This is a genomic window from Methylobacterium nodulans ORS 2060 (assembly GCF_000022085.1).
GTDB classification, from domain to species: Bacteria; Pseudomonadota; Alphaproteobacteria; order Rhizobiales; family Beijerinckiaceae; genus Methylobacterium; species Methylobacterium nodulans.
Genome location: NC_011894.1, coordinates 4938097 through 4960273, shown reverse-complemented (window position 1 = coordinate 4960273; position 22177 = coordinate 4938097). Strand labels below are relative to the sequence as shown.

The window sequence follows — 22177 nt, the reverse complement described above, 5'->3', positions numbered from 1 at the left end:
AGAGTCGAGCGATGGGTGGTTCCGGCTGCGAATCGGACAAGAGGTTGGAGTCAGCCGCGGGGGAGCACTCCGAATTCGGCGAGTACAGCTCACCACCCTGCTTCATGCATGAACTTGACCAGAATTATCTTGGCCTGTCCGGTGAAGGGAAATCGTCGAGTCCTGCAGCACCTCCGAGCCCGGGACTCGATTGGCCGAGTGTGCGGCAGTGGCGGAAGGAGACACGTGTCCGTCTCATCGATCAGCGCATGCGCATCCCATCCCAGATGCGTGCGGACTGGAGCGAAAGAATCAGCCAGGGTTTGAAGACGGCGCTCGCCGCCAGCCGGGACAAGCTGATCGGCTTCTATTGGCCGTTCAAGGGTGAATACGATGCAAGGCCGCTCCTGATGTCTCTGCGCGATCAGGGGACCCGGCTCGCCCTGCCGGTCGTGGTCGAAAAGGCGCATCCACTCCAGTTTCGGGAGTGGTGGCCCGGAATGCCCATGAGCCGCGGAGTGTGGAACATTCCCATCCCCTCGGAGGGTGAGGCTGTGATCCCCGAGGTGCTGATTGCGCCATTGGTCGGCTTTGATCCAGCCGGTTATCGGCTCGGCTATGGCGGCGGGTTCTATGACCGGACCATTGCGGCCATGCCGACGAAACCGCTGGCCATCGGCGTTGGCTTCGAGCTTGCTCGTGTCGCCACGATCTACCCACAGGCGCATGACATGCCAATGGACGTCATCGTAACTGAAGGACGTCGCTGAACCGGAACGCGGCGACAGGCATCGCGTAACCCACGATTTCGGGCGCCGCTTCCGCGGCGTACCGCGAGGCTGGCGCTGGGCCTTCCTCAGGGGCGCGGCCGAGACCGCCCGCACCGAGTGCCCGCGAAGGCGTTCGATTGTGCTGAGCACAATCAAGAGGATACGCCGTGTGGCTTTTCGATATGCTTGACTATTTGACGCGTCCGGGATAGGTACTGTAGCGGTGCGCTGATGGATAAAGGCGAAGAAGCGACACTCCGAAGACCATGAATGCAGGCGACGGTTGAATCGCCCGTCAGGGTCGGGGGCGCAGGTTGTCTGCGTCGGCAAAGGCGCGGGCTTCCTTGTCCGGCCTTGCGAGGAGGACGCTCATGGCGATCGCCGCGTCACACTCCCAGCTGCTGCCTGCCCCAGGCGGCCCGGTTGCCGGCCGCAGGCACGATCTGCCGATGCTGACGACGTCGTCGGAGCTCGTCAGCACACTCTCCACCTACGGACGCAGGCAGGAAATCTACGGAGAGGGCGAAGAGGCGGCTTGCGTATACCAGGTCATCTGCGGCGCAGTCCGCAGCTACAATGTCCTGAGCGACGGCCGCAGGCAGATCAGTGCTTTCCATCTTCTGGGCGATATCTTCGGCCTGGAGGTGCATGCGGTCTATGGTCAATCGGCCGAGGCGATCATCGAGACGACGGTGATGGTCTATCCGCGACGCCAGTTCGAGGCGGCCGCGCATCACGACGTCCAGTTGGCTTGCGAATTATGGTCCATCGCGCTGCGTCAGCTGGAGCACCGGCAGGCCCATGTTCTTCTGCTCGGGCGCCGGTCGGCCCTGGAGCGCGTTGCCGCGTTCCTGGCGGAGATCGAGCGGCGGTCCGGTGAGGCGGGATGGTTCGACCTGCCCATGACGCGCCGCGACATCGCCGATTATCTCGGGCTGACCATCGAGACGGTGTCGCGTGCGGTGAGCCAGTTGGAGGCTGACGGTGCGCTCCTTCGGGCGGGCGCCCGGCGGATCCGGCTCTGCCATGCTGCGATCCGCCAGCTCCTGCGTGACTGACCGGCAGCGCACGGGTCGGGGCCGCGTCGGAGGGTCGCTGCACGAGTCTCTCGTGCTGTCGCGACATGGCATCAACTATGATTGCTATGGCTTTGCCTTCATCAATTCCTGGATCCTGGCAAAGGTCATGTTGATTGCCGAGAGTCTGGATACCCATCCCCACTGGCGAGGCCGGCCATAGCGATGCACGACAGCGACCAGAGCAGGCTCGCCGAGGCGCCCGACGACCCGCCGCAGCAGGCCGCAGAGGACAGCCTCACAGCCTGAGGTTGGCCTTGAACTCTTCCAGCCGGCCGATCGAGACCTCGCACTGCGCCCGCCTCTCCGGATTCGCGGTGCCGTCCCGTTCCATCTGGAAGTAAAGGATTTCCTCGTCGATCTGGTCGCGGGTCAGCTCCTCGACCGGCAGGACGCGCTCGGCCAGGATGGTCACCCGGGTTCCGGTCACCTCGACGAGGCCACCGCGCACGACGGCGCGGCGCCCGGTGCCCGCAGCGTCGGTGGCGAAGACGAGACCGGCATGGAGCATCGTCACCAGGGGAGCATGGCCCGGAAGCACCGTCATGTCCCCCTCGACGCCCGGCAGCAGCACGGACCGCACCTCGCCCGCAAAGACGATGCGCTCGGGGGAGACGAGTTCGGCGAAGAGACCGGCCATGCCTGATGCTCCGGATGCGGCCTGGAGTCTGTCCAGGAGAAGTGGGGACCGGTTCTCCGTCCGGACAGACAATACATCAAAGACTGAGAGTCGGTCAGGCCATGATGCTGAGGCCGCCGTCCATGGAGACGGTCATGCCCGTGAGGCGGGCGGCGTAGGGCGTCGTCAGGAACGCTGCGGTGAGACCGACATCGTCGATCGCATCGGCGAGCAGTCGCGCTACTCCGCTTCTTCGGTCCGAAGCGCGGATTCAGCGACAAGGAAATCGACTACTTCGTGAACGTCGATTTCCGCGAGCACGTGGACCTGGTCGCGCTATAAAAATTCCGAAGATCGGACGATCAGACGTCGTGCGTCTTCGTCAGGATCTAAGATTTTTCCTGTGCCTGATTTTCCTTCCGCCAAGCGCTCGGCGTTGTGCCGGTCCAGCGCCGGAAGGCGTGCGTGAATGCGGCCGGCTCCGAGAATTCCAGTGTGGCCGAGATCTGCGCCAGGCTCAGGGTGGTGTCGGCCAACAACTGCTTCGCGATGCCAAGCCGCGTCTCGTTGGCAACCAGCCTGAAGCTCGTGCCTTCGGACTTCAGCCGGCGGCTCAGCGTGCGGCGATGGATCGCCATCATGCGCGCGACCTGCTGCGCGCTGAGCGGCTTCTGGGTCATCGTGGCGCGCAGGCGGCGCCGAAGCTCGTCTGTCACGTCGGCCGGAATGACGGCCTCAAGCTGCTGGATGCGCCGCTCCACCACCTTCCGCGCGACCGGATTCGCGCCCTCGATGGGGTGCTTCAGGAGCCGGGCCGGGAAAACCAGGGCCGCGATCTCCTCCTCGAACCGGATGTGGGCATGGAAGAAGTCTCTGTAGGGGGTCGTGTCGGGGGGCTGCGAGCGCGGCAGCAGCACCTCGTCGGGAGCCCAATCCGCGCCGCAGAAGGCCCGGAGGACGTTGGTCATGGCCGCAAGGGCTCTCTCGCAGTGAAGGGCCACGCCTTCTGCATCGGGCTGATAGAGAGAGTAGCTGACGATCGCCAAGGTGCTGTCGATCGACACTCCGACCACCGCTCCGCGGTTCATGAGGCCGTGGTGAGCCTCCAGCGCGCGCAGGGCATCGCCGATCGTCTCCGAGTTTCGCATCAGCACCCCGAGGAGGCCGAGCGAAGCGAGGGTGGTGCGCTGACCGACGAGAAGTCCGAAGTGGGGGCATTGGCTGCAATGGGCACCAAGAGCCGTCAGGCGGCCGAGCGACGCGAATGAGATCACTTCGGTGCCGTCGAGGAACAACGTACTGATTCCGTCCTGCTCGAACAGCCGGTTTGGATCGATGCCAAAATCTATGAGGACGCTGCAGATCGCCTGAACTGCGTTGATGTGCAAGAAATCAATGGGGGGTCCGTGCGCGAGCTCGCGCAGCTCTTCGGCGCCTGCCGTGGCGCTCAGAGATCGATTGCAACCCGACAAGACAAAGGAGGACATGTGTCTGCCTCCAGTGTTATTGATCTGCGCCGCTGCTTAGATCATGATTTCTCCACATTTGCAACTCAAGTTTTTCATTTGAGTACATAGATATTATTCATTGTTCGTTTTCGAGGGTGCAAATTCCTATCGAGTGAAGGTAAATTGCCTGCAATCAGTATCCGGTTCTGCAAGTTGGCGATCTAAGCCGGGACCGTCCAACCAGGCTTGATGGAACCGTGGCAGGCGGTTGGAAACGTCGCTCTTCCTGATCATCGCCATCCGGCGTTAGGGGACGCTGGCGCTGGATGAGGGCCCTCTCGGCCTCAATCCTCTCCGGTGCCGGGTTGCCGTTCTACGGCTCGATCACCGATCTCCGTTTCGAATCGCGCCAGCGCGCAATCATAGCAGGCGCATCGGAGTGGAGGCGGGCGCAAGCGTTCTCGCGACCGTCGCGCTGCTCCATTGCTCGGGACACAACTTCACCGCCCCGTGTGAGCTACATCGGACCTCGCGCGTGATACAGCTCCGGTGCTGCGACATGGAACAAACGCACGCGTCCGAATCGTTATTAAATGCGTGCCGGGTCGGGTCAAGCAGGGCGCAAGTTGTGGGCCAGTGTACCTGTCCCTCGGGCAGGCCCTGCGGATCGGGTGAGTGCTGCGCTTGCCTTCGACGGCTGCCAGCCACGATCTATATTGGAAATACAGGGTAGCAGAGATGCGTGAGAACAAGGAGATGATTTGGGAAGAGAAGATTGAGGAAATCACCAAACTCATCGCGACGCAGCTCTTCGGAGAAGGGCCTCACACCAATCAGCAATTGGGCGACGCTTATGAGGAGGCGATCGATGCCATTGATCGCTGGGGGAGCGAATGTATCAAACAGCGCAAGAAGCTTGAGGGTAGCGATACCCTGCAAAATCTTCTAGAAGATCAGCAGGGGCTTGCCGATCAGATAATTGAAGAAGCCTATATCAGAATGATCGAAGAAGAAAGAAACAGACTCAAGGACGCAAATGATAAGGTTTTTAACGATGCCGAAAAATAAAATACAGCATCCGTCATGTTTTGGTTGCTGAAAGAAATTTCTGCCGGCGTGCCCGGGCTCCTGGTCATGGCACGCCGGGAACATGATGCTGTCGCTCCTCGGATTTCTTGAATTTCGAACACCCAGACCCGACAGGGTCCGGTATCCGGTTTCCGGTCGTTTTCCTTACCTGCCGATACCTGCCGATCGGGAGAACTTATCGCCTGGCACGATCTTGCTGCCATTGTAGAAGTCTGCTCCCGCGTGACGAGTGGACATTCCCAGCGCGGCTGTCGAAGGTCCATTCGTGACGCAGGGCCGAATCGGAGCGAGTTGTCTTGCCCGTATGCAGAACAATGTTCGCAATCTGCTTCTGGACTGCATTCAACCCGAGGGTTTCCCCTCAAAGTACTTTAATAAAACCTGAATCTCTCCGCTGGCGGCAGCCAGATGGTTTCTCGTGCCGTACCGGCGGAAGCGGAGCGGTTCAGGGTTGATTCATCGGCGCCGTTCTTAGAGTCCGTTGGGAAAGGGTGGCCAAGAGAAAATGCGGGATGATAGAGCATGTCTGCTCGTCTCGAATGGATGAATGGCCCCTCCTTGGTCTGGACCGCTGCAAATCGGCCGCGCTATGATCGTCGCAGCCAGAGATACCCGAGTGATATGACGAACGACGAGTGGCTCACCCTGGAGCCACTGCTTCCTGTCGCGGAGGGGATCGGGCGGCCCCGGACCTATCCTATTCGGGACATCATGAACGGCATCCGCTACGTGCAGCGGTACGGCATTCCCTGGGATGCCATGCCAAAGGATCTGCCGCCCGCCAGTCTCTGCTACGATTACTGGCGGTTGCTCACCGATGGCGGCCACATGGACCGGATCAACCATCATCTCGTGATGAGGGATCGTGAGAAGTCCGGGAAAGAAGCCAGTCCAACGCTGGCGATTGTGGATGCCCAGGCGGTGAAGTGTGACGCCCCGCAAGGCGAGCGCGGGTACGATGCGGCGAAACAAGTGCTGGGGCGCAAGCGGCATCTGGCGGTCGACAGCGACGGACGCCTGCTTGCGGTGATGATCACTCCGGCCAACGTTCAGGATCAAGAGGGCGGGATCCCGCTCGTCAAGCGCTTGGTTCGTCTCTGTCCCTGGATCAAGACAATCGTGGTGGACGGTGGGTACAAGGCCCGTTTCATTGAGGCGGTTCAGGCTGGCACGAGCCGTGTCGTGGAAGTGGTCGTACGGCCGCAATTTGGGAAGGGCTTTGTGCTTCTGCCGAAACGATGGCGGATTGAGCAAAGCATCGGCGCTCTCACGGTGTCGCGCCGTCTCAAGCTGGATTACGATACGCTGCTTCACATCTCGGCGGCGGCTATGCTTTTCGCCTCTATAACTCGGCTTCTCGCGTCAATCACTATGAAATGACCCTTTCCCAACGGACTCTTAGATCGGCGTGTGAATGCAGCATTCGGGGAAGATCATGAGGAAGTTGGTTCTCTCGGCTGTCGCCGCTACCTTCGCGGGCTCCCTGCTCGTTGCCCCAGCAGCCGAGGCGCGTCCCGGCTATCGTGGGGGGTATCACGGTGGCTATGCGTACCGTGGCGGCTATCGTCACCACGGATATCGCCGCGGCCCGGGAGTCGGCGGCGCCCTTGCTGCCGGCGCAGCCCTGGGGATCATCGGCGGCGCGATCGCCGCCTCTCAGGCGCCCCGCTACTACTACCCGGCTCCGGCGTATGGGTACTATGGCCCTGGGCCTTACTACTACGACGGCTACTGACATCTTCGACAAGTCTTCACGAAGGGACGCCAAAGGCGTCCCTTCTGCAACTGTGTATCAGAATGGCCGGCCGCGGCTGTTTCGATCTCAGCTCGGTGGAGAGAGGCAGCACTAGAGCCGTGCCCGACCGGTCGGCGGCTCTCAAGCGTTGATGTGACGCGCTCCCTTGCGCCGAACCGGTGTCCACTTCAGCGGTGAGCGCTCCAAGGGCTGCCGAGATTCTTCATCCTGACAGCGCCACCTCAATTCGTGGATGGCGTGGTCAACTCGGCAATAATGCCTTCAAGCACCTGAATCTGCGGTGCCTCTTTGGTGAGATAGCGGCCCTTGTTGGACGAGGTGTCGAGATAGCCCCACCAGTCCCAGCAGCCGTTGGGATTGGGTTCGATCCAGGCGGCATCGAGCGAGGCGTCGAGGGCCGGCGAGCGGCACACCGCACCGGGGACGAGCTCGCCTGGCGCGATCGCCGGGTAGACGATGATGGCTTTGTAGCGCTCTGCCCAATTGTTGTAGCCCGCCTTCAGCGCGAATGTCCTGGCGTCCTGCTTGCAGCCGTGGAGCGCCACATGCACCCGGCAGGCACTCCCGGCCGGGCGGCAGGAGGGCGGGACGTAGATGTATCCCGTGCGCGCCATGTCGAGGTTCCGCCTGCGGCCGCTGCTGGCCGGCCATCCGAATAAAAAGAAGTTGTAGTAGTCGTTCGCCACGGATGTGCCGCTGGACTTGATCCGATTGATAATATGCTGCTGATCGAAAGTCCACAGCTCTGATTCAGGAACATCCGCAGCCCGCTGGGCGGGATCGTAGGGAGAGCTTTGACCGAAGAGCGCGTGCAGCATTTTGCCCGCATTGTCTTCGGTGCCGCAGCGCCGGATGAAGCTCGACTCGGTGCCGTCGAAGGTGCATGCGTCGTTGCCGGAGCCGGGCGCGATGATGCCGTGACCAGCCCGGTCGCTTCCGTCCTCGGCATTGCCTCGGTCCACCTCGGGGGTGGTGCCAACGAAGGCGGCGAGGAAGGCTGCGTTCGCCTCGCCCGACCGCGACGTCACCGTCTCGTCCGCTGGGCTTTGAAACACCCAGGACTGCCTCAACGAACGAGGTTTGCCGGACACGAGGCTGTCGATCGCGCCGTCGGCGGCCAATTGGCGTGCGGTGTCGATCGTCGGAGCGAGCGCGCTCCGGCCACACATGCAATCGTTGACGGCGCGCGATACGCTCCCTTCGGCGCACCCCCATTGCGGCCCGGCGACGGTGCCCACGGCAGTGACCGAGCCGGAGTGAGCCACGGCGTACTGGACTGCCATGGCGGCCCCCGACGATAAGCCCGAGATGCTGACCTGGTTTGCGTCTCCGCCCCGCTTCAGCCCACGGCCGTCGTCTGCCATGGCGGCGGTCGCCGATATGCACAAGGCGGCGGCAAGGTGGGAGAGGCGCAAGCGGTTCGAAGGTGGCGTCATGGGACAATCCGTTTTCGCCGTAGGGTCCTGGTGATTGCTCCGACCGGATCCGATCCTCGTACTCAGCTCTGCAATGTCAGAGCGTACCCGCAATTGCCACGACGAACTGGCCGACGCGCAATCCAATCAGACCCGCACCCCATCGAGCACAGGGCAGTTTTCGCGAATTTTACTTTATGGAATCTTCTTCTTTCGGGAGGCCATGGGTTTGCTGAGAGCAACGCCGTACGGACTTACAAAGTGTGTTCACGCTTGCCATCCCCGAGTCCTCTGGGACAGGGCGTCCCGCAGAGGCGAGCCATAACATGAATGACGCAGTTTGACATCGCTCCCCTTGCGCTCGGCCGCTCCAAGAGCGCTGGCGCTTTCGGATGCGTGTTCCGGTATTCTGGACGGGCGGATCCGGTCGTGCACTGTCGTGGTTGTGAAAAGCAGCCGTTCCATTGATCCGGACAGACGGGCCACGCGTGCGACGGGATCGCCCGTACGCTGGCCCGAGGCGCCCACGCGTCGGAGTTTTCATCACCGTTCGGTGATGATCGTCTCCAGGGGAATATCGTGCGGCTGCGGGTAGATCGTCTCCAGACGCCCGAACTCGAAGCCGACGCCGATGGTGCGCGGCCTGGCCGGCATCGCGGCGATCGTGCGATCGTAGAAGCCGCCGCCATAGCCGAGCCGGTAACTCCGCTCGTCAAAGCCGACCAAGGGGACGACCAGCAGGTCGGGAAAAACCGCCGCGCCGGATTCCGGCATCGGGATCTTCCAGACCCCTTGCGTCATCAAGCTGCCCGGTGACCACTCGCGAAACACGAGCGGCTGCCCCCGTTCCACGATCACCGGCAGCGCAAGCCGTGTGCCCCGGTCCTGCATCGATGAGAGAAGGGTTCGCGGGTCGTACTCGCCGCGAAACGGCCAGTAGAAGCCAATCAGCCTGCCGGCGTAGGGCTCCAGCGCGGCACCAAGCGCTCGGTCGATTCTCTGGCTCCAGGCCGCGCGATCCTGGGCGGAGATGCCGAGGCGCCGCTCGATCAGCCTGGCGCGCGTCTCCTTGCGCCAGTCGCGGACCCTCGGCCAATCCGCATCGGCATTCGGCAGCCCCGTGTCGGCGCCAGAGATCTTGGACACGTCACTCATGGACCCGCTCCCGCTCGTCCTGTGCTGATCCCTCACAATGCCGACCGACCGTACCGATGCACCGCACGGCCGGCCTACTGCCCCCCGAAGGGACGCAGCGGGCGTCCAGCCTCCGAACGGTGCACCATCACGGCACTGCCGGCGGCATCGTCGATGGCGGCCAGGCGAGGCCCGACGGCAGCATGGAGGGACATCTCGCTGCGATCCAGAACCAAGTTCACGCGCTCGCACCACTCGGCGTCCGGGCTGTCGGCCGCCTCCGCTTCCCTGAGGGCCTCGGCGACGATGACGCGCACCTCCTCCCGGAGATGCCGCGTCAGAGGCGGCCGCGTCTCGGCAGCATAGGCTTCAGCGATGATCCCAGCCCACTCGTCCGCAGATCGACCCGGATGTGTGCTCATGTGCGGATACCTCGCCATCCTGAGCGGAAGCTCCCACCTCGCCGACAGGCGCAGCTCCAACACCAGCGCCACATCAAGCTTCACGGGCTTGGCGCTGTCGGCGTGCGGCGGGCTCATGGTAGCATCCATGCGAAATATGTACACACACGGCGGGTCGTCTGTTTGAGTGATCCCGTTTGTATACGGAATGGTACGTCGCTCAATTCTTGAGATCGCGGCCGAAGCCGGGATCGATCAGCTCCAGCGCGAGCAGGTGCTTCCAGTCGATCCGCGCCCGGACCGCTTCAGCAACCTGATTGCCGTTTCTTGCCTCGCGGCCGGTTCCGGCCTGTAGACCGGCGGCTTCCGGACGGCTCAGGTTCTGGACATCCGGCAACGCCCATCGTCTTTTGGCGCGGGCAGTGACAGAACGAGGCTTAAGACCATGCGCAAGGCGATGATCTACGGGGTCGCGGTTCTTTGCACCCTGATTCCCCTCCAGGCCGAAGCGCAATCCGGCACGAACATCACCGCCCTGCAGGGATTGGCGCCGGTCAGCGTGCTGCCTCAAGCCGCCGAAGGCCGGGCGGCGCTGAGCGCCAACCTGACCGTGACCGGCGACATCCAGTCCGGCACCCTCAAGCTGCCCCTCCTGCTGCCATTCGCCGAACAGCAGCAGCTTGCGCTCCGCGACTGTTTCATCACCGACGGCAATGCGACGGAACTGGCCGACGGGCTCGGCAGCAGGCTCGGCGACATCTACCAGGCTAAGGCCCGCTATACGGACTACAAGACCTTCACGAACGTCGCCCAGTCGGTCGCAGATCTTCTCGGATACACCAACAACGTCGCCAAATCCGACTCGAATTCAGGAAAGTTCTTCTTCGGAAACGGCACGATCAACGGCAAGACGCCGGTCTCGGAGACCGCGACGGCCATCTTCACGGCGCGCGGCGGCATACCTGACGTGTTCGGCAAAGCATATGACCGTCCGGCCGGCAGCCAGGGCGCCGATGCCTACGGCAACTCGCGGCCGTTTCAGACCCTGCCGTACCTCTATGCGTACAGGGGCACCGATTACTTTGGCCGGGCGTCCCACAGCCTGGACTGGCTCCGGGGGCCGAATCAGGATCTGACGGACAGCCCCTCCTACCCGAGCGGTCACACCACATACGGTTACACCGAGGCCCTGGTCCTCGCGATCCTGGTGCCGGACCGCTATCAGCAGATGATCGCGCGCGCCGCCGAGTACGGCAACAATCGGATCATTGTCGGCGCGCATTACGCCATGGACGTCCTCGGTGGGCGGACCGTGGCTCTGCACGCGGTCGCGCACCTGTTGGCCAACGATCCGGCCTATGTGGGCCAGGTCCGCAAGAACCCGGCCGTGATCAACGAGATGAGCCGGGCCACGAATGCAGCGGTCGCCATCACCGACTACCGGGCAGCCCTGGATGCGGCCCGGGCCGACCTGACCGCCTTCCTCCAGGCCGGGTGTGGCGACACGGTCGCAGCCTGTGCGGCAACCGATACGGGCCGGTTCCGGGACGCTGCCGCCAACGAGGCCCTGTACAGCGCCACCCAAACCTACGGCCTGCCGGTGGTGCACCCGCAGACCGCGAACAGGGTCGAGGAGGTTGGCCAACTCGCCCCCGAGGCGGGCTACCTGCTGACGGCAGCCTTCCCATCGCTGAGCCTGGCGGAGGCCAATGCCATTCTCACCGAGACACAGGGGCCGGGCGGCGGCTTCCTGGACGATGGCTCGGCCTTCGGCGTCTATTCCCGCCTGAATCTCTATGCTGCTGCGGGCCGGGCGGCGGCGCTGGAGGCCAGGAAGCAGGCGCTCAGACAATCCGCTCGCTGACGCATGGCGCAATCCATCCGAGGACAATCCATCCAGGGACCTGGGGGCGGGCTTAGCTATAGCAGCCGTCCGCACCCTCGCTTGTGAAGCGTTCGGAAACGACCTCTCTCCGAACATATGGGCCGAGCCGTGCGCGGCAGCTCAGACGCTCGCATCCCCTGTGCGGAAACCCGGTCTCGATATCGATTGTCCGGAAATCGCCCGGACACGGCTCCGCAAGGCGCACTTCCCGTATGTCGCCCCAGGTACGACCGGCGCCCTTGATGACCTAGCCATAGTTTTGTCAAGTTCTGCTAATCGAATCGAAACGGCTGGCATAGGATTAACATATGACGTAATTAACATTTGTAGGAGATGATCATGAGAGTAAGTTCGACGACTGATCGCCTCGATGCAATGACGCACCTCGCAATCGGCCTGATTATGCGTCTTGGGAAAGCCCGAGTGATCAGGGGGCACGAAGCGTTGAATTTGCTCAAGGTTACGAGCGAAATTCTGCAAGGAGATCTTGGAAGCTTCTACTCCTGCCGAGCCAATGTCAGCCAAACAAGCGCCAAAGGGATGCTCCCCACAGCAAATCAACAAGATAAAACATACCCCGCCCAGAGCGAAAGCGGTCAGAGTTCGATCTAAACTGTGCGAGCTTTCTGCCGGAGCGGACAAAAGACCATCTTTCATTTCTTATCCGCTTTCGGCGATGATCGAAAGCTGGGCAGGGCGCTACAAGTGACTGCGTCTGTTGCCTTGCCGCCATTCAGCACCGGCACGCGGCGGTGCCATGACGGCAAGTTGCGGGCCCTCAGGGCGCGCCTTCGCGTCCTTCGCCGCCGTCCAGGCGGCGACCCAGCGTTGCGCGAGGGCAGCAGGATGCATGCCGAAGCTCAGGGGGAGCGCGCGCCGGCCGCTGACCATCAGCGCATCGTCCTCGATCATCGCCGCAACCTGATCCGGGTCGACGCCCGGCAGGGCGACCAGGATGAGCACCGCGTCCTCCGTCTTCAGCATGTCGACGGGCGGTTCCCAAACGGGCTCACGCCTGGCTCCAGGTTGCGGCGGGCGAAAGAGCTCGCGATGCATCCTGTCTGCTCGTGCGAGCCGCGTTGATGGCCTCGGACAGCATCCAGCTCGCCGGGGATCCCGATAGGGCGTGCGGCACTCCCAAGCCGCTGGCATTCATGACAATGCGGCGGGGCGCCGGAGGTGCCATGACTTTCGGCCTGCAGGCGACCGGGCCGGCCGAGCTCCCGTGCCGAGCTCCTGCGGTAGCTTCGCTGTGCGGCTCAGGTTGATAAAGGCTGTTGTTGAATTGGCTGCGCCAATTATCGTCCGACTTCCGACGATCCATGCCGCCAGCATATGGGGAGCAGAATCCAAGCAGAGACATCGCACGGCTCGGGCGAAGCGCCTGCGGACAAAGTCCGGCGAGCGACCCATGGCTGCGGCCTCATGAGACCAGGGAGGGGGTGCAAAGCTCTTGCATGCTTCGCCGAAGCGTCTCACGGTTCGGCGCTGAGAATGATGCGGAATCGAAGAGATCCAAGCCGGATGGCAGGGTGGAGCCGCGCCGCCCGGCTTGGGACAGGCGAATGCCACTCGAATCCTGCCAAGGAAACCTCGCGCGTCGTTTCCAGCCTCAGATCCGCCCGCATGGACCGGAGCCGCCACCGGGTCGGGCAAGCACCGGCTCCTGTCTTCCTCATCAGAGGACCGTGACTATGGCACGCAACCCTCTCACCCCGTTCCGCTCCGGCAGCCTGCTCGGAGGTGGTGATCCCTTCCTGTCTCTCCATCGTGAGATGAACCGGCTCTTTGACGACGTCTTCCGCGACGTCGGCCTGCCAGCGAGCGGCGGCCAGGCCACGGGAGGGGGGCATTTCATCAATGCGCACATGAACGTGTCGGAGACGGACAAGGAGATCCGTATCACGGCGGAACTGCCGGGTGTCACGGACAAGGACATCGATGTCAGCCTCGATGATGACGTGCTGACGATCCGCGGCGAGAAGAGGTTCGAGCAGAGCAAGGGCGGCGAGAAGGAGAACTTCCACTTCGTCGAGCGCTCCTACGGCACCTTCCAGCGCTCGCTGCGGCTGCCCTTCCCGGTCGACGCCGAGCAGGTCAAAGCCAGCTTCGAGAATGGCGTGCTCATGATCACGCTGCCCAAGACCGCTCAGCAGGAGCGCTCCCGCCGCATCCAGGTCCAGAGCGCCGGAGGATCCCAGAGCAGCGGAGGGGCCGGTGGCCAGGGCAGCGATCAGGTGAGCCAGGGCATGAGCGAGGCCGGCCAGGGACAAGCCCCGCAAGGCGGCCAGAGCGGGGCCGGGGCCTAAGCCGGGTGGCGGGGCGCAGCCGCGCCACCCGCTTGGATTTCTTCGATTCCGCATCCTTCGCCGAATCGCGGGACGCTCCGGCGAAGGATGCTGAGAGCCGCGCCCGTTTCGGTTGAAACGGCCACGGCTCCCAGATCTTTGATTTTTCACGCTCTTTTACGCCGAACCGGCATCCGCTTCGGCGGGGAGCGCTCCAGCGCGCTTTCGAGCCGTACCGCCTGCGCTGATGCGACACCGTCCGAATCCAGGGCTGATGGTGAGAGAGCCCAGGCGCTCGGGGGTGAGGGGCGGTCCCAAGCGTCGCAGCAGGCGGCCACGCTGGCATCGGAGCCATCGAGGATACGGTACGTGAAATTGTTCAGCATCATCCCTCTGGATGATGCTACCTGTGCTTGAATCAGAATGTTGACGATGGAACCGCTGCCATTCGGCGTTTACCTGCAATAAACGCTTTGAGCGGGTATCCGTTGGCTGCATGATCCGCCCGGATCAGGTCGGTCGCGCAGATGGCGCGCGAGCCTGTATCTCTTCGGCGATACTTAGGAGGCTTGCATGCGCAAGCTGAGCTTGTTTGTTGCAGCCGCCATGCTTGCAACGACAGCCTTCTGGGCGACGATGCTGACCAATCCGCCCAAGTCGGAAGCCGCGGCAGTTCCGGCCGCTTCCGAGTTGGATCTGGCGACCGCAGACCACTGTATCTCTTTCAGCATGTGCCAATAGCTCGGGTATTTGGAGCGCCCGGAAGGCCCTTGAACTCGCGTCCTGGCTGGGCGCTTCGCCCATAAACCACGACAGCGTAGCCGAGAGAAAACCCCGCCGCGGAAGCCGATCAGGCAGTGATCTGCCCAACCGCCGGATGCCATCCGAAGGATTTCGGGCAGGTTCGGTTGCTCGAGCTATGTGCAGCAGCGCAGACAGAAGGGGTTCTACGCGGTTCTACGTTGTTCACAGGGCACACGGATACGCCGAGGAGCCGGGGGGAATCATGACCGATGTGGCTCGCAGAGTGGCTCGCAGACCCCAGAGTGGCAGTCGCCCGCTCCCCGGGAGCGGCAATGTCGTCTACCTCTCCCCTCGCCATCAGCCCCGGACCGCCCGCCGGGTCGCAAGTCCCCTGCGAGCGCGTCTGCTCGACATCGTGGTGCTGCTGGCACTTGCGAGCGGAGCGTGCTCCTCAGTTGCACTGACTGGACCACTTGCGGCGAAAATGAAGGACGAAGCTTTCACACAGATCACGCACACGACCGATCAGATCTTCTGTGCTGCAACGGTGGCAGGCAGCACGGCTTTATGCCGTCACTGAGGTGCACCGCCTCTCTCGGGCCGTGGGCCACCTTCCAACCGGCGCCGCGCCGACTGGGCCGGCTTCGACCTCCGCCACACGTCCATGCACGGATCATGGCTCGCCATGGCCGAAATCGCGTTAAGTGCGCTCGGACGGCAATGCCTGACCCGGCGCATTGCGCAACCCAGCATGCTGTGCCATGGGGCCGCGCACTGGGAGGATCAGCGCAACGCCGCGCAGGCCAAGGTGACTTCAGGCCAAGTGACTTGGCACCCACCATCAGTACGACGCTTCCGTTGTGGCATCGTTGCTGGAGCGATATCGCGCATCCAGTGCCTTCGTCGGCAACCCGTTTCACAGGGCACGATTCAGTGGCCTGTGAGACATGACTGCAAGGACAGCATCGATCCTGTCATTGAATCTTTTTCTCACTTTGCAGGGCGATCAGCTTTCGGAGCATTTTTGTAACGTGAGCACGAATCTTCTCGCTTTGTTCAGAAGAATTCTCATTAATATGGTCTGCCTCAATCCCCGAAAACGCAAGCATCGCTTCAGCCTCCAAGACCGACAGTGAATACGCTCACCCGATCGCCGCTTGATTGCATATCATCGATTTGCGGCGGCGCAGCCCATTGGCCAAGCGCCCTACCTACTAGTAGCATATCACCCACCCGAAAGAATAACAACTACATGAAACTTAATGTGTTACGGATGATTGCACACAAAGAAAGCAAGTCACATTCGGCTGAGTCGGGGAGGGTCTGTGGTTGACTACGTAGGCAGGGAGTTTCAGGCTGGTCTCGTGATCCGGACCGTGAGGGGCTACGTGGCACAGCGCTTCTACTTCGACCTCACCGATGGACTCACCACCATTCGCGACGACGAGGGCGTCGAGGCCGACGACTTGACCGACGCGCTGAAGCAAGCCGAGGCCGCGCTCGAGGAGATGAGCGCCAATGGCGAGCTGGCCGACTTCGACCCGGGCTGGAGACTCGTCATTCGCACAGGGACCGAGACCGTCCTGGTGACCATCCCCATCGCCTGACGGCGCAGCACGGCGCACGCGCGCGTCAGGTCCCGGGAGAGACCGCGATGATCGTCCTCTTGCTGAGACTGCTGAGGACATTCTCCCACCTGTAAGGCAGCGCGAACCGGCTTGCCCACGAGACGGCGTTCCCTGCGGCGGCGCAGCGGTGGGCCGGGGCGGCGACAAGGCTTCATCAAGATTCCTTGCCCCGGCATTCACTGCATTTCTTTGCCTACGGTTCAATATCGCCCGTTATCACATCTTTACGACTTCAGGGCCGGGAGGCAGAACCCGAGACGACCGGGACACGGCCCGGATCGACGGAGACCAGACCTGGAGACAGCCTCGTCCGCTCGGCTCAGCCGGCGGCGAGGCTGCTTCATTGGAGGACGGCCGGCCGAAGCCGCCACGAGAGGAGGGCCACGCATCCGCACGCTCCGGCACCTGGACCGCGCAGGAGGGGGCCGAACTGCCGATTGTCTCAATTCGAGATCGAGGGGTGCAGGATGGATGCCGAGGAAGCATGCTCTGCTTGCGACCCGGCGGCCGCTGTCCATCTCTCGCGACCGAGATCCTGCATCAGCGCTCGAAGGCGTGAATTCATGGCACCTTCTTCAAGCAAACCGATCGGTCGCGCCAAGCCGGAATGCCGCTGCGGCCAGCTTCGAGATCTGGAGCAAAGAATACGAGATTTGTCCGAGAGAGTTGAGCGACAGAGGGAGCAGTTGCTGGAGGGCGACAGGCAGCTTGCCAAGCTGACGGCCGAACTTGAAAGGACCCAAGTGTCCTTGACGATGGCGCTCACGGATGCGGGGAAACAGTTCCTTCGGGCCAATGCGGCCGAGGAGCGGATCGCTGCGTTGGAGGCGGAGATCCGCCGCCAACTCCACCTGCACTGACGGATCCGCCCTCGGTGCCTGAGCGCCGCTGCAGCTCCGCCGGGCCGGCGCTACGTCTCGGCAGTGTAGGCCGCGAGCCAGGCAGGCGTGAGGATCAGTCCGTCCGCGGTGGTGATCCAGGGTGCCAAGCCGGGCATCTTGAGGACTTTCCTCGCCTCGCGAAGCGCGGCCCGCAATGTGGAGAACGCGACGGGTTCAACAGCCTTCGATGATCGGGGGCCGACGCACCAGACAGTCAGGTCGGCAGGCTCGTCAAGATTGGTGATCTGCACCATCTCCCTCCCTGTCGGGACGCTTTAGCTTGGTCATTTTCCCGACAATGGAGTTTTGACGGTGCCCGCCTTCTGTCGTCATTAACCTTTGTCGAACGGGATCAACGCGTTCCGCAGCTTCGCAGTCCCGGACCATGTTCGTCCGGAGGCCGTTCCCGGGCCGACCGGACCAGCTGAACGATCACAGGGTGAAGCCGAGAACGACCATCGCGGCACGAACCAAGGCGGCGGCGGCCGTCCACCGCCTGGCCAGTCTGGCCGGCGGCACAGGGTTGTCGTTTGCCGGGACCGGAAGCCTGTGCGGCCAACGGCGCCACTTCCACACCGCGGACGGGGCGGATGCGATCTGTGCCGGAGACACCGCGGCGGAGTGATGGCGACACGACATGGGCGGCCTCTCGGGGCAGGGCGGCCATGCGACTATAGAGTGCCCTCTGCAGCAGCGGCAACGTGGTCGCGGCATCGCCACGATGCCAAGACGGAGTATCTAGTGAGACATTCAACTGCACATCCGGTTCCGGGGAGCAGCGCCAATACACCCGAAAGAGGCATGGAGCGGCAGAGCCGGCATGGGCCAAGCTTTACGGGCGAAGCGAAAGCTTGAGCACGGCAGGGAAAGGTCGGCGCAGGGCTGCTCCCGGACAGAAAAAAGGCCGCTCTTGCGAGCGGCCCGAAGTCTAGGGAGGAAACGCCCAAGGAGGGCAGGCAAGACCGCGACGCCATCGCGGCCGTGCATGGCGCTGGTATCTCACGCTGCACTGCACAACACAATCGTGCTGGAGCGTAGGGCAGCCATGCGCCACAAGCACAACTGTCGCGGCTCACCCATTGCGCAGCCGGAGAGCTATGCAAAGAGGGCGCAGTGGCGGGCAGGGGGCTTGGCAGGGCGGTTGACCACAGGGCGGAAGCCGTCAGCCTCTCTGTCGCCCGGGACGGCACGGCCAAACCCGTCACCAGACCCGGGCGAGCCCGAGGCTGCGCGGCGGGCTCCTTGCGCGGGTGATTGGGGTGGCCGACAGCCCGCGATCCGCCTCGTGGCACGCGTAAGCGGGCCGCATTGGGCCGGCTCCCCGCTCAACCTACCGCGCGGGCGCCGGCCGGACTCGACCAGCCGCTGCCCGATCTGCCGCCGCTGCGTGATCCAGCGCTGGTCCGGCACGTTTACATGTGTCGGTAGCCCGCAAGAGTGCGATGACGGCCAACAATTGAGACTGGCCCGTCCTTTGAACTCGGGGTCATCTTCCGTTGGCTGCAGGCGGACCGATGTCGATGGAGGCCTGGCAATGAAGGGCATGGATAGGATGCGGCGGCCCGGTCGGATCGTCGAGATGGGCACCTACGGACTGGCCCGCTACGCGACGATGAGCAACGGCGACACCATCTGGTGGGGCTCGGAGGAAGACATGCCCGACCAGGTTGCTCTGGCCGTCGCCGTGATCGAGGCTGATGCGGAGCGCAATCGAGAAACCGTCGCGGGAAAGCGCGAGGCTGCCTGATCCGCCGGCGCGCGCAGGCGACAGCCTCCGGGCAGGCGGAGCGCGCCCGCGCGCCTCACCGCAGCGTCTTCACCCGCTCGTTCAGGATATCCATGCCGGTCGCCACCGCGTCCTGAGCGAATGCGAAGGGGCCAGCCGTCACGGCTAGGGCAGAATCCGGTCACGGTGGACCGGCTTCCGCTCCTGGCCTTTGAGCTTGCCGCATTGTCTGCGCCGAACCGGCATCCACTGCGTCGGACAAGGCTCTCGAGCGCTCCCCGCCGAAGTGGAGGCCGGTTCGGCGTCAGGGAGCGCGTCACATCAAGGCTTGAGAGCCGCTTGCCTCGGCAGGCACGACGACGAACGCGGCGCTCACCCGCGGCTCGTTGCTGCTGAACCGATTGGCGCCGCTCTCGGCGATCAGCTTCGCTCATTCCGTCAACGCCGTGGTTGGCGGTCGCCCCAGCCCTCATGGCGGGCATGGGCGGCCGCCGCGGCGGGCGATTGGCGCAGGCCTGCCTGAGAACTGCTCCTGCCATCTCGCGTTGGTTCCGGACAGGAGGCTGCAATGCAGATTGCTCGCGCGGCGGCCCTTGGGGTCGCTCTCGTTTTGACCGCTCCCGTCGCCGCTGAGGATCAGACGGCCCGCACCGGCACCGGAGGTGGTCCGCTCTCGACCCAGCGCGCACCGAATACGACTGCGGTGGGCCAAACCAAGCCGCCCAGCCGAGACGCAAGTCCGGCGACGACGGGCAGCATCGAGCGCCGCACGCCGCAGCAGCGGCAAGACAGCATCATCACGAAGGGCATCTGCGCCGGCTGTTGAGCGGATGAGCGCTCCCTCGCAGGGACCGGCCTCCAGCCAAGCCCTTCGGGAAGCCGACGAAAGCTCTTGCCGGAGTGCGGGGGGGGGGGGGGGGGGCGCCTGGTGCTGCACGATCCCGATCCGCGCCGATGACGCAGCGACTCGCAACCCGTCAGCTTGGCTCCAAGAGACAGACCAGTTTGTCAAAACTGTAGAAGGCACCTCCAAACTGCCACCGCTGCTTTGCCGGAGATGCACATAAACAAGCCGGATTGTCGCACGAATTGCGCACTCAGGATCCAATCCGCACACAAATGCAAGCTAATTTTTCTTACTTGATTTTGTTTCGCCTTGAGATGCAATCAGTTTCCTGATTATTTTTGTTATGTGGTCACGAATGTTTCTACTGTTTTGAGCAGGCTTCTTCTCTATGTAATGAGGCTCAACGTTTGATGCCGTCATATTCATTTTAATCTCCAGGGGAGTCGAACGAACATACTTATGCAAACGCCGTTTGGCCCCATACCGTCGAGCTAGGGCATGGCCTCTTTTGGTGACCTATCCTACCTATTAATAGCATACCGCCAATCCAAAAGAGTAACAAGTAAGCGAAGCTGGTCATCCCATAATTCGTTGTGCGCGAGGAGAACAAGTCGCAATTGAGCGGGTCAGAGAGTGGCTGTGGTTGACTGCGCAGGCCGGCAGCTACAGGCTGACCCCGTGATCCGCGCCGGCAGGGGGGGCTACGCGGTGCAACGCTTCCACTTCGACCTCACCGATGGACACACCATCATCCCCGACGACGAGGGCGTGGAGGCGGACGACTTCACCGATGTGCTGACGCAAGCCGAAGCTGCTCTGCGAGAGATGCGCACCGACGGCGAACTGGAGAGCCTCGGACGGGATTGGAAGCTCGTCATTCGTACCGGTGCGGACACGGTCCTGATCACGATCCCGGTTGTGTAGGGTCGGCGGATCGATGCGGCGCGGTTTCGGAGTTCGGGTCCCGGCTCAGGCGGCCGGCCGGCTGCGGGCGCCTCGGATCTCGGCGAGGGAACGGCCGAGGGCCTGCAACAGCGACAGGCCGGCGAAAGCGCCGAGGTCGATGAGGAAGAGACGCGCGACGACCACGGGCGCATACGCGCCCGTGCCGCCCTGCAGCAGGAAGGCGGCCCCGAAAAGGGCGAACTCGTAGGCCGCGAAGGCTGCGGCGAATGCCAGGGCGGCCGCGGCCACACATGCGAGGAACAGCGCCGATCCGATGGCCGGGCCCCAGCCGAGGATGGCCGGGTCCAGCGGACAGCCGTGCGCACCGATGCCGATGGCCTGGTTCGCGAGCCAGGCGAGCAGCAGGAGACCAAAGCCGTCGCGGCGGGGCAGCATCGCGCCCTGTCTACCCGCCGCGGCCGCGGGATGCATCCCCGTGCCGCAACCGGGCCTTCCTCCGCGGCGGCGGCCGGTCAGATCAGACGCTGCAGCGAGAGCTCGTTCTTGAGGTAGGCGTAGAAGATCGGTGCCGCGACGAGGCCGGGGATTCCGAACAGCGCCTCCATGATCAGCATGGCGACCAGGATCTCCCAGGCGCGCGCGTGGATCTGTCCGCCCATGACCCGGGCGTTCAGGAAATATTCCAGCTTGTGGATGACCACCAGGAAGGCGAGCGAGGCGACGGCCAGCGCGGGCGAGACGCTCAGGCTCACCAGCACGATGACGGTATTCGAGATCAGATTGCCGATCACGGGCAGAAGCCCCGTGACGAAGGTCACCACCACCATGGTCTTGGTGAACGGAAGCGGGATGCCGAGCCAGGGCACGGCCACCAGCAGGTAGAGAGCGGTGAGCGCGGTGTTCAGGGCCGAGATGCGGACCTGAGCGAACACCACGTTGCGAAAGGCCGCCGCGAGCAGGCGAAGGCGGTTCGTCAGCGCGTGAACGAGCGGCCCCCGCTCGCCGGTGCCGGTCTCGCGGCTGACCGCCACCATGCCGCCGATCACGAGGCCGAACACGATGTGGAACAGGGCGTGCCAGACATCCTGGCCGATGGAGCGCAGCTGGCCGGCATGCTCGCGCAGCCACGTCACGCTCGCCGTCTTGAGCTCGGTCGATTCCTCCGGGAGGAAGCTGAGCGCCCAGGAGGGCAGGGAGGAGCGCGCCGTGTCGATCACCTCGGCCATCTTGCGCAGGAGCAGGGAGAGGTTGTCCGAGCCGCCCGACAGCAGCGCGATGAGGCTGAGAGTTCCCGCTCCGACCGCGGTGACGACGATCGCTGCCAGGAGAGTCACCACGATGACCTTGGCCGTGTGGTGATGCACCAGGGTGATGGAGCGGCGGGGAGCCAGAAGGTGCACGAGCTCGTAGACCAGCAATCCCGCCAGCAGGGATGTGAGCAGGTGGAACCACAGCGTACCCAGCAGGGCGAGGCCGGTCAGGAGCTGGGTTGCGACCTCCAGCCGGGACAGACGGGTCGGGGCGGCTGTGACCGAGGCTGGCTGGTATGGCTTGACGGGATCGAGCATGAGGCCGGCTCAGGCGC

24 protein-coding genes and 1 pseudogene are annotated in these 22177 nt (G+C 63.4%); 13 read left to right on the top strand and 12 right to left on the bottom strand.

Annotated features, from left to right (window positions below; translation table 11 throughout):
• The first annotated feature begins 11 nt into the window (after positions 1–11).
• Both MNOD_RS22985 and MNOD_RS22980 read left to right on the top strand, forming a co-directional pair.
• Positions 12–749 (top strand): 5-formyltetrahydrofolate cyclo-ligase, encoded by a 738-nt coding sequence (locus MNOD_RS22985; RefSeq protein WP_015931361.1) that lies wholly within the window; start codon positions 12–14, stop codon positions 747–749.
• A gap of 371 nt (positions 750–1120) precedes the next feature.
• Entirely contained in the window at positions 1121–1807 is a 687-nt protein-coding gene (locus MNOD_RS22980; protein ID WP_015931360.1) for a helix-turn-helix domain-containing protein, read from the top strand.
• A gap of 256 nt (positions 1808–2063) precedes the next feature.
• Here the strand turns inward: MNOD_RS22980 and atpC are convergent, their stop codons facing one another.
• From atpC to MNOD_RS22970, 3 genes and pseudogenes are all read right to left on the bottom strand, one after another.
• Positions 2064–2465: an ATP synthase F1 subunit epsilon gene (atpC, locus tag MNOD_RS22975; RefSeq protein WP_015931358.1), complete on the bottom strand. Its 402-nt coding sequence runs from the start codon at positions 2463–2465 to the stop codon at positions 2064–2066.
• 94 nt (positions 2466–2559) lie between these two features.
• Positions 2560–2664: pseudogene (locus MNOD_RS50330) on the bottom strand (enoyl-ACP reductase FabI); the annotation flags it as partial.
• Between the two features lie 169 nt (positions 2665–2833).
• Positions 2834–3931, bottom strand: coding sequence for an AraC family transcriptional regulator (locus MNOD_RS22970; protein ID WP_015931357.1), 1098 nt, complete (start codon positions 3929–3931; stop codon positions 2834–2836).
• 636 nt (positions 3932–4567) lie between these two features.
• Between MNOD_RS22970 and MNOD_RS22965 the strand changes: the two genes are divergently transcribed.
• The 3 genes from MNOD_RS22965 to MNOD_RS43845 all read left to right on the top strand — a co-directional run bounded on the left by MNOD_RS22965 (position 4568) and on the right by MNOD_RS43845 (position 6716).
• Complete coding sequence (locus MNOD_RS22965) at positions 4568–4960, top strand: hypothetical protein (protein ID WP_157091537.1); 393 nt, start codon at positions 4568–4570, stop codon at positions 4958–4960.
• Positions 4961–5503: 543 nt separating this feature from the next.
• Positions 5504–6361: an IS5-like element ISMno12 family transposase gene (locus MNOD_RS22960; protein ID WP_015927380.1), complete on the top strand. Its 858-nt coding sequence runs from the start codon at positions 5504–5506 to the stop codon at positions 6359–6361.
• A gap of 55 nt (positions 6362–6416) precedes the next feature.
• Entirely contained in the window at positions 6417–6716 is a 300-nt protein-coding gene (locus tag MNOD_RS43845) for a hypothetical protein (RefSeq protein WP_015931355.1), read from the top strand.
• 242 nt (positions 6717–6958) lie between these two features.
• Here the strand turns inward: MNOD_RS43845 and MNOD_RS22955 are convergent, their stop codons facing one another.
• From MNOD_RS22955 to MNOD_RS47030, 4 genes are all read right to left on the bottom strand, one after another.
• The gene (locus MNOD_RS22955; RefSeq protein ID WP_015931354.1) at positions 6959–8173 is read right to left on the bottom strand and encodes an extracellular catalytic domain type 2 short-chain-length polyhydroxyalkanoate depolymerase; all 1215 of its coding nucleotides are present in this window, start codon (positions 8171–8173) and stop codon (positions 6959–6961) included.
• 522 nt (positions 8174–8695) lie between these two features.
• The gene (locus tag MNOD_RS22950; protein WP_015931353.1) at positions 8696–9307 is read right to left on the bottom strand and encodes a 5-formyltetrahydrofolate cyclo-ligase; all 612 of its coding nucleotides are present in this window, start codon (positions 9305–9307) and stop codon (positions 8696–8698) included.
• A gap of 74 nt (positions 9308–9381) precedes the next feature.
• Positions 9382–9825, bottom strand: coding sequence for a hypothetical protein (locus tag MNOD_RS22945; RefSeq protein WP_244424552.1), 444 nt, complete (start codon positions 9823–9825; stop codon positions 9382–9384).
• Between the two features lie 82 nt (positions 9826–9907).
• The gene (locus MNOD_RS47030) at positions 9908–10084 is read right to left on the bottom strand and encodes a hypothetical protein (protein WP_157091536.1); all 177 of its coding nucleotides are present in this window, start codon (positions 10082–10084) and stop codon (positions 9908–9910) included.
• A 48-nt stretch (positions 10085–10132) separates the two neighbouring features.
• Here MNOD_RS47030 and MNOD_RS22940 point away from each other — a divergent pair, with 48 nt between their 5' ends.
• The gene (locus MNOD_RS22940; RefSeq protein WP_015931351.1) at positions 10133–11551 is read left to right on the top strand and encodes a phosphatase PAP2 family protein; all 1419 of its coding nucleotides are present in this window, start codon (positions 10133–10135) and stop codon (positions 11549–11551) included.
• Positions 11552–11911: 360 nt separating this feature from the next.
• Complete coding sequence (locus MNOD_RS47025) at positions 11912–12184, top strand: hypothetical protein (RefSeq protein WP_157091535.1); 273 nt, start codon at positions 11912–11914, stop codon at positions 12182–12184.
• Between the two features lie 87 nt (positions 12185–12271).
• On the opposite strand, the gene MNOD_RS41680 is transcribed toward MNOD_RS47025, so the two are convergent.
• A complete protein-coding gene (locus MNOD_RS41680; RefSeq protein WP_050783384.1) occupies positions 12272–12556 on the bottom strand; it encodes an Hsp20/alpha crystallin family protein in 285 nt (94 codons plus the stop codon).
• A gap of 710 nt (positions 12557–13266) precedes the next feature.
• Between MNOD_RS41680 and MNOD_RS22930 the strand changes: the two genes are divergently transcribed.
• Positions 13267–13881 carry an Hsp20/alpha crystallin family protein gene (locus tag MNOD_RS22930; RefSeq protein ID WP_015931350.1) on the top strand — a complete coding sequence of 205 codons (615 nt, stop codon included), beginning with the start codon at positions 13267–13269 and terminating at the stop codon, positions 13879–13881.
• A gap of 552 nt (positions 13882–14433) precedes the next feature.
• The gene (locus MNOD_RS48215; RefSeq protein ID WP_015931349.1) at positions 14434–14601 is read left to right on the top strand and encodes a hypothetical protein; all 168 of its coding nucleotides are present in this window, start codon (positions 14434–14436) and stop codon (positions 14599–14601) included.
• Between the two features lie 977 nt (positions 14602–15578).
• Here MNOD_RS48215 and MNOD_RS50055 read toward each other — a convergent pair.
• Positions 15579–15713 (bottom strand): hypothetical protein, encoded by a 135-nt coding sequence (locus MNOD_RS50055; RefSeq protein ID WP_015931348.1) that lies wholly within the window; start codon positions 15711–15713, stop codon positions 15579–15581.
• Between the two features lie 279 nt (positions 15714–15992).
• Between MNOD_RS50055 and MNOD_RS22925 the strand changes: the two genes are divergently transcribed.
• Both MNOD_RS22925 and MNOD_RS22920 read left to right on the top strand, forming a co-directional pair.
• Positions 15993–16211 carry a DUF6894 family protein gene (locus MNOD_RS22925; protein WP_043751894.1) on the top strand — a complete coding sequence of 73 codons (219 nt, stop codon included), beginning with the start codon at positions 15993–15995 and terminating at the stop codon, positions 16209–16211.
• A gap of 584 nt (positions 16212–16795) precedes the next feature.
• Positions 16796–17092, top strand: a complete 297-nt coding sequence (locus MNOD_RS22920) for a hypothetical protein (RefSeq protein ID WP_157091534.1) — start codon at positions 16796–16798, stop codon at positions 17090–17092.
• A 50-nt stretch (positions 17093–17142) separates the two neighbouring features.
• Here MNOD_RS22920 and MNOD_RS22915 read toward each other — a convergent pair whose 3' ends face one another.
• Positions 17143–17367: a hypothetical protein gene (locus tag MNOD_RS22915; protein ID WP_050783383.1), complete on the bottom strand. Its 225-nt coding sequence runs from the start codon at positions 17365–17367 to the stop codon at positions 17143–17145.
• A 1280-nt stretch (positions 17368–18647) separates the two neighbouring features.
• Between MNOD_RS22915 and MNOD_RS22905 the strand changes: the two genes are divergently transcribed.
• Together MNOD_RS22905 and MNOD_RS22895 are read left to right on the top strand one after the other, a co-directional pair.
• On the top strand, positions 18648–18860 hold the full coding sequence (locus MNOD_RS22905; protein WP_015931342.1) for a hypothetical protein: 213 nt from the start codon (positions 18648–18650) through the stop codon (positions 18858–18860).
• A 1504-nt stretch (positions 18861–20364) separates the two neighbouring features.
• Complete coding sequence (locus MNOD_RS22895) at positions 20365–20610, top strand: DUF6894 family protein (protein WP_015931340.1); 246 nt, start codon at positions 20365–20367, stop codon at positions 20608–20610.
• Between the two features lie 45 nt (positions 20611–20655).
• Here the strand turns inward: MNOD_RS22895 and MNOD_RS22890 are convergent, their stop codons facing one another.
• Positions 20656–21027, bottom strand: coding sequence for a hypothetical protein (locus tag MNOD_RS22890; RefSeq protein ID WP_015931339.1), 372 nt, complete (start codon positions 21025–21027; stop codon positions 20656–20658).
• A 77-nt stretch (positions 21028–21104) separates the two neighbouring features.
• Positions 21105–22160: an AI-2E family transporter gene (locus MNOD_RS22885; protein ID WP_015931338.1), complete on the bottom strand. Its 1056-nt coding sequence runs from the start codon at positions 22158–22160 to the stop codon at positions 21105–21107.
• Positions 22161–22177 lie beyond the last annotated feature (17 nt).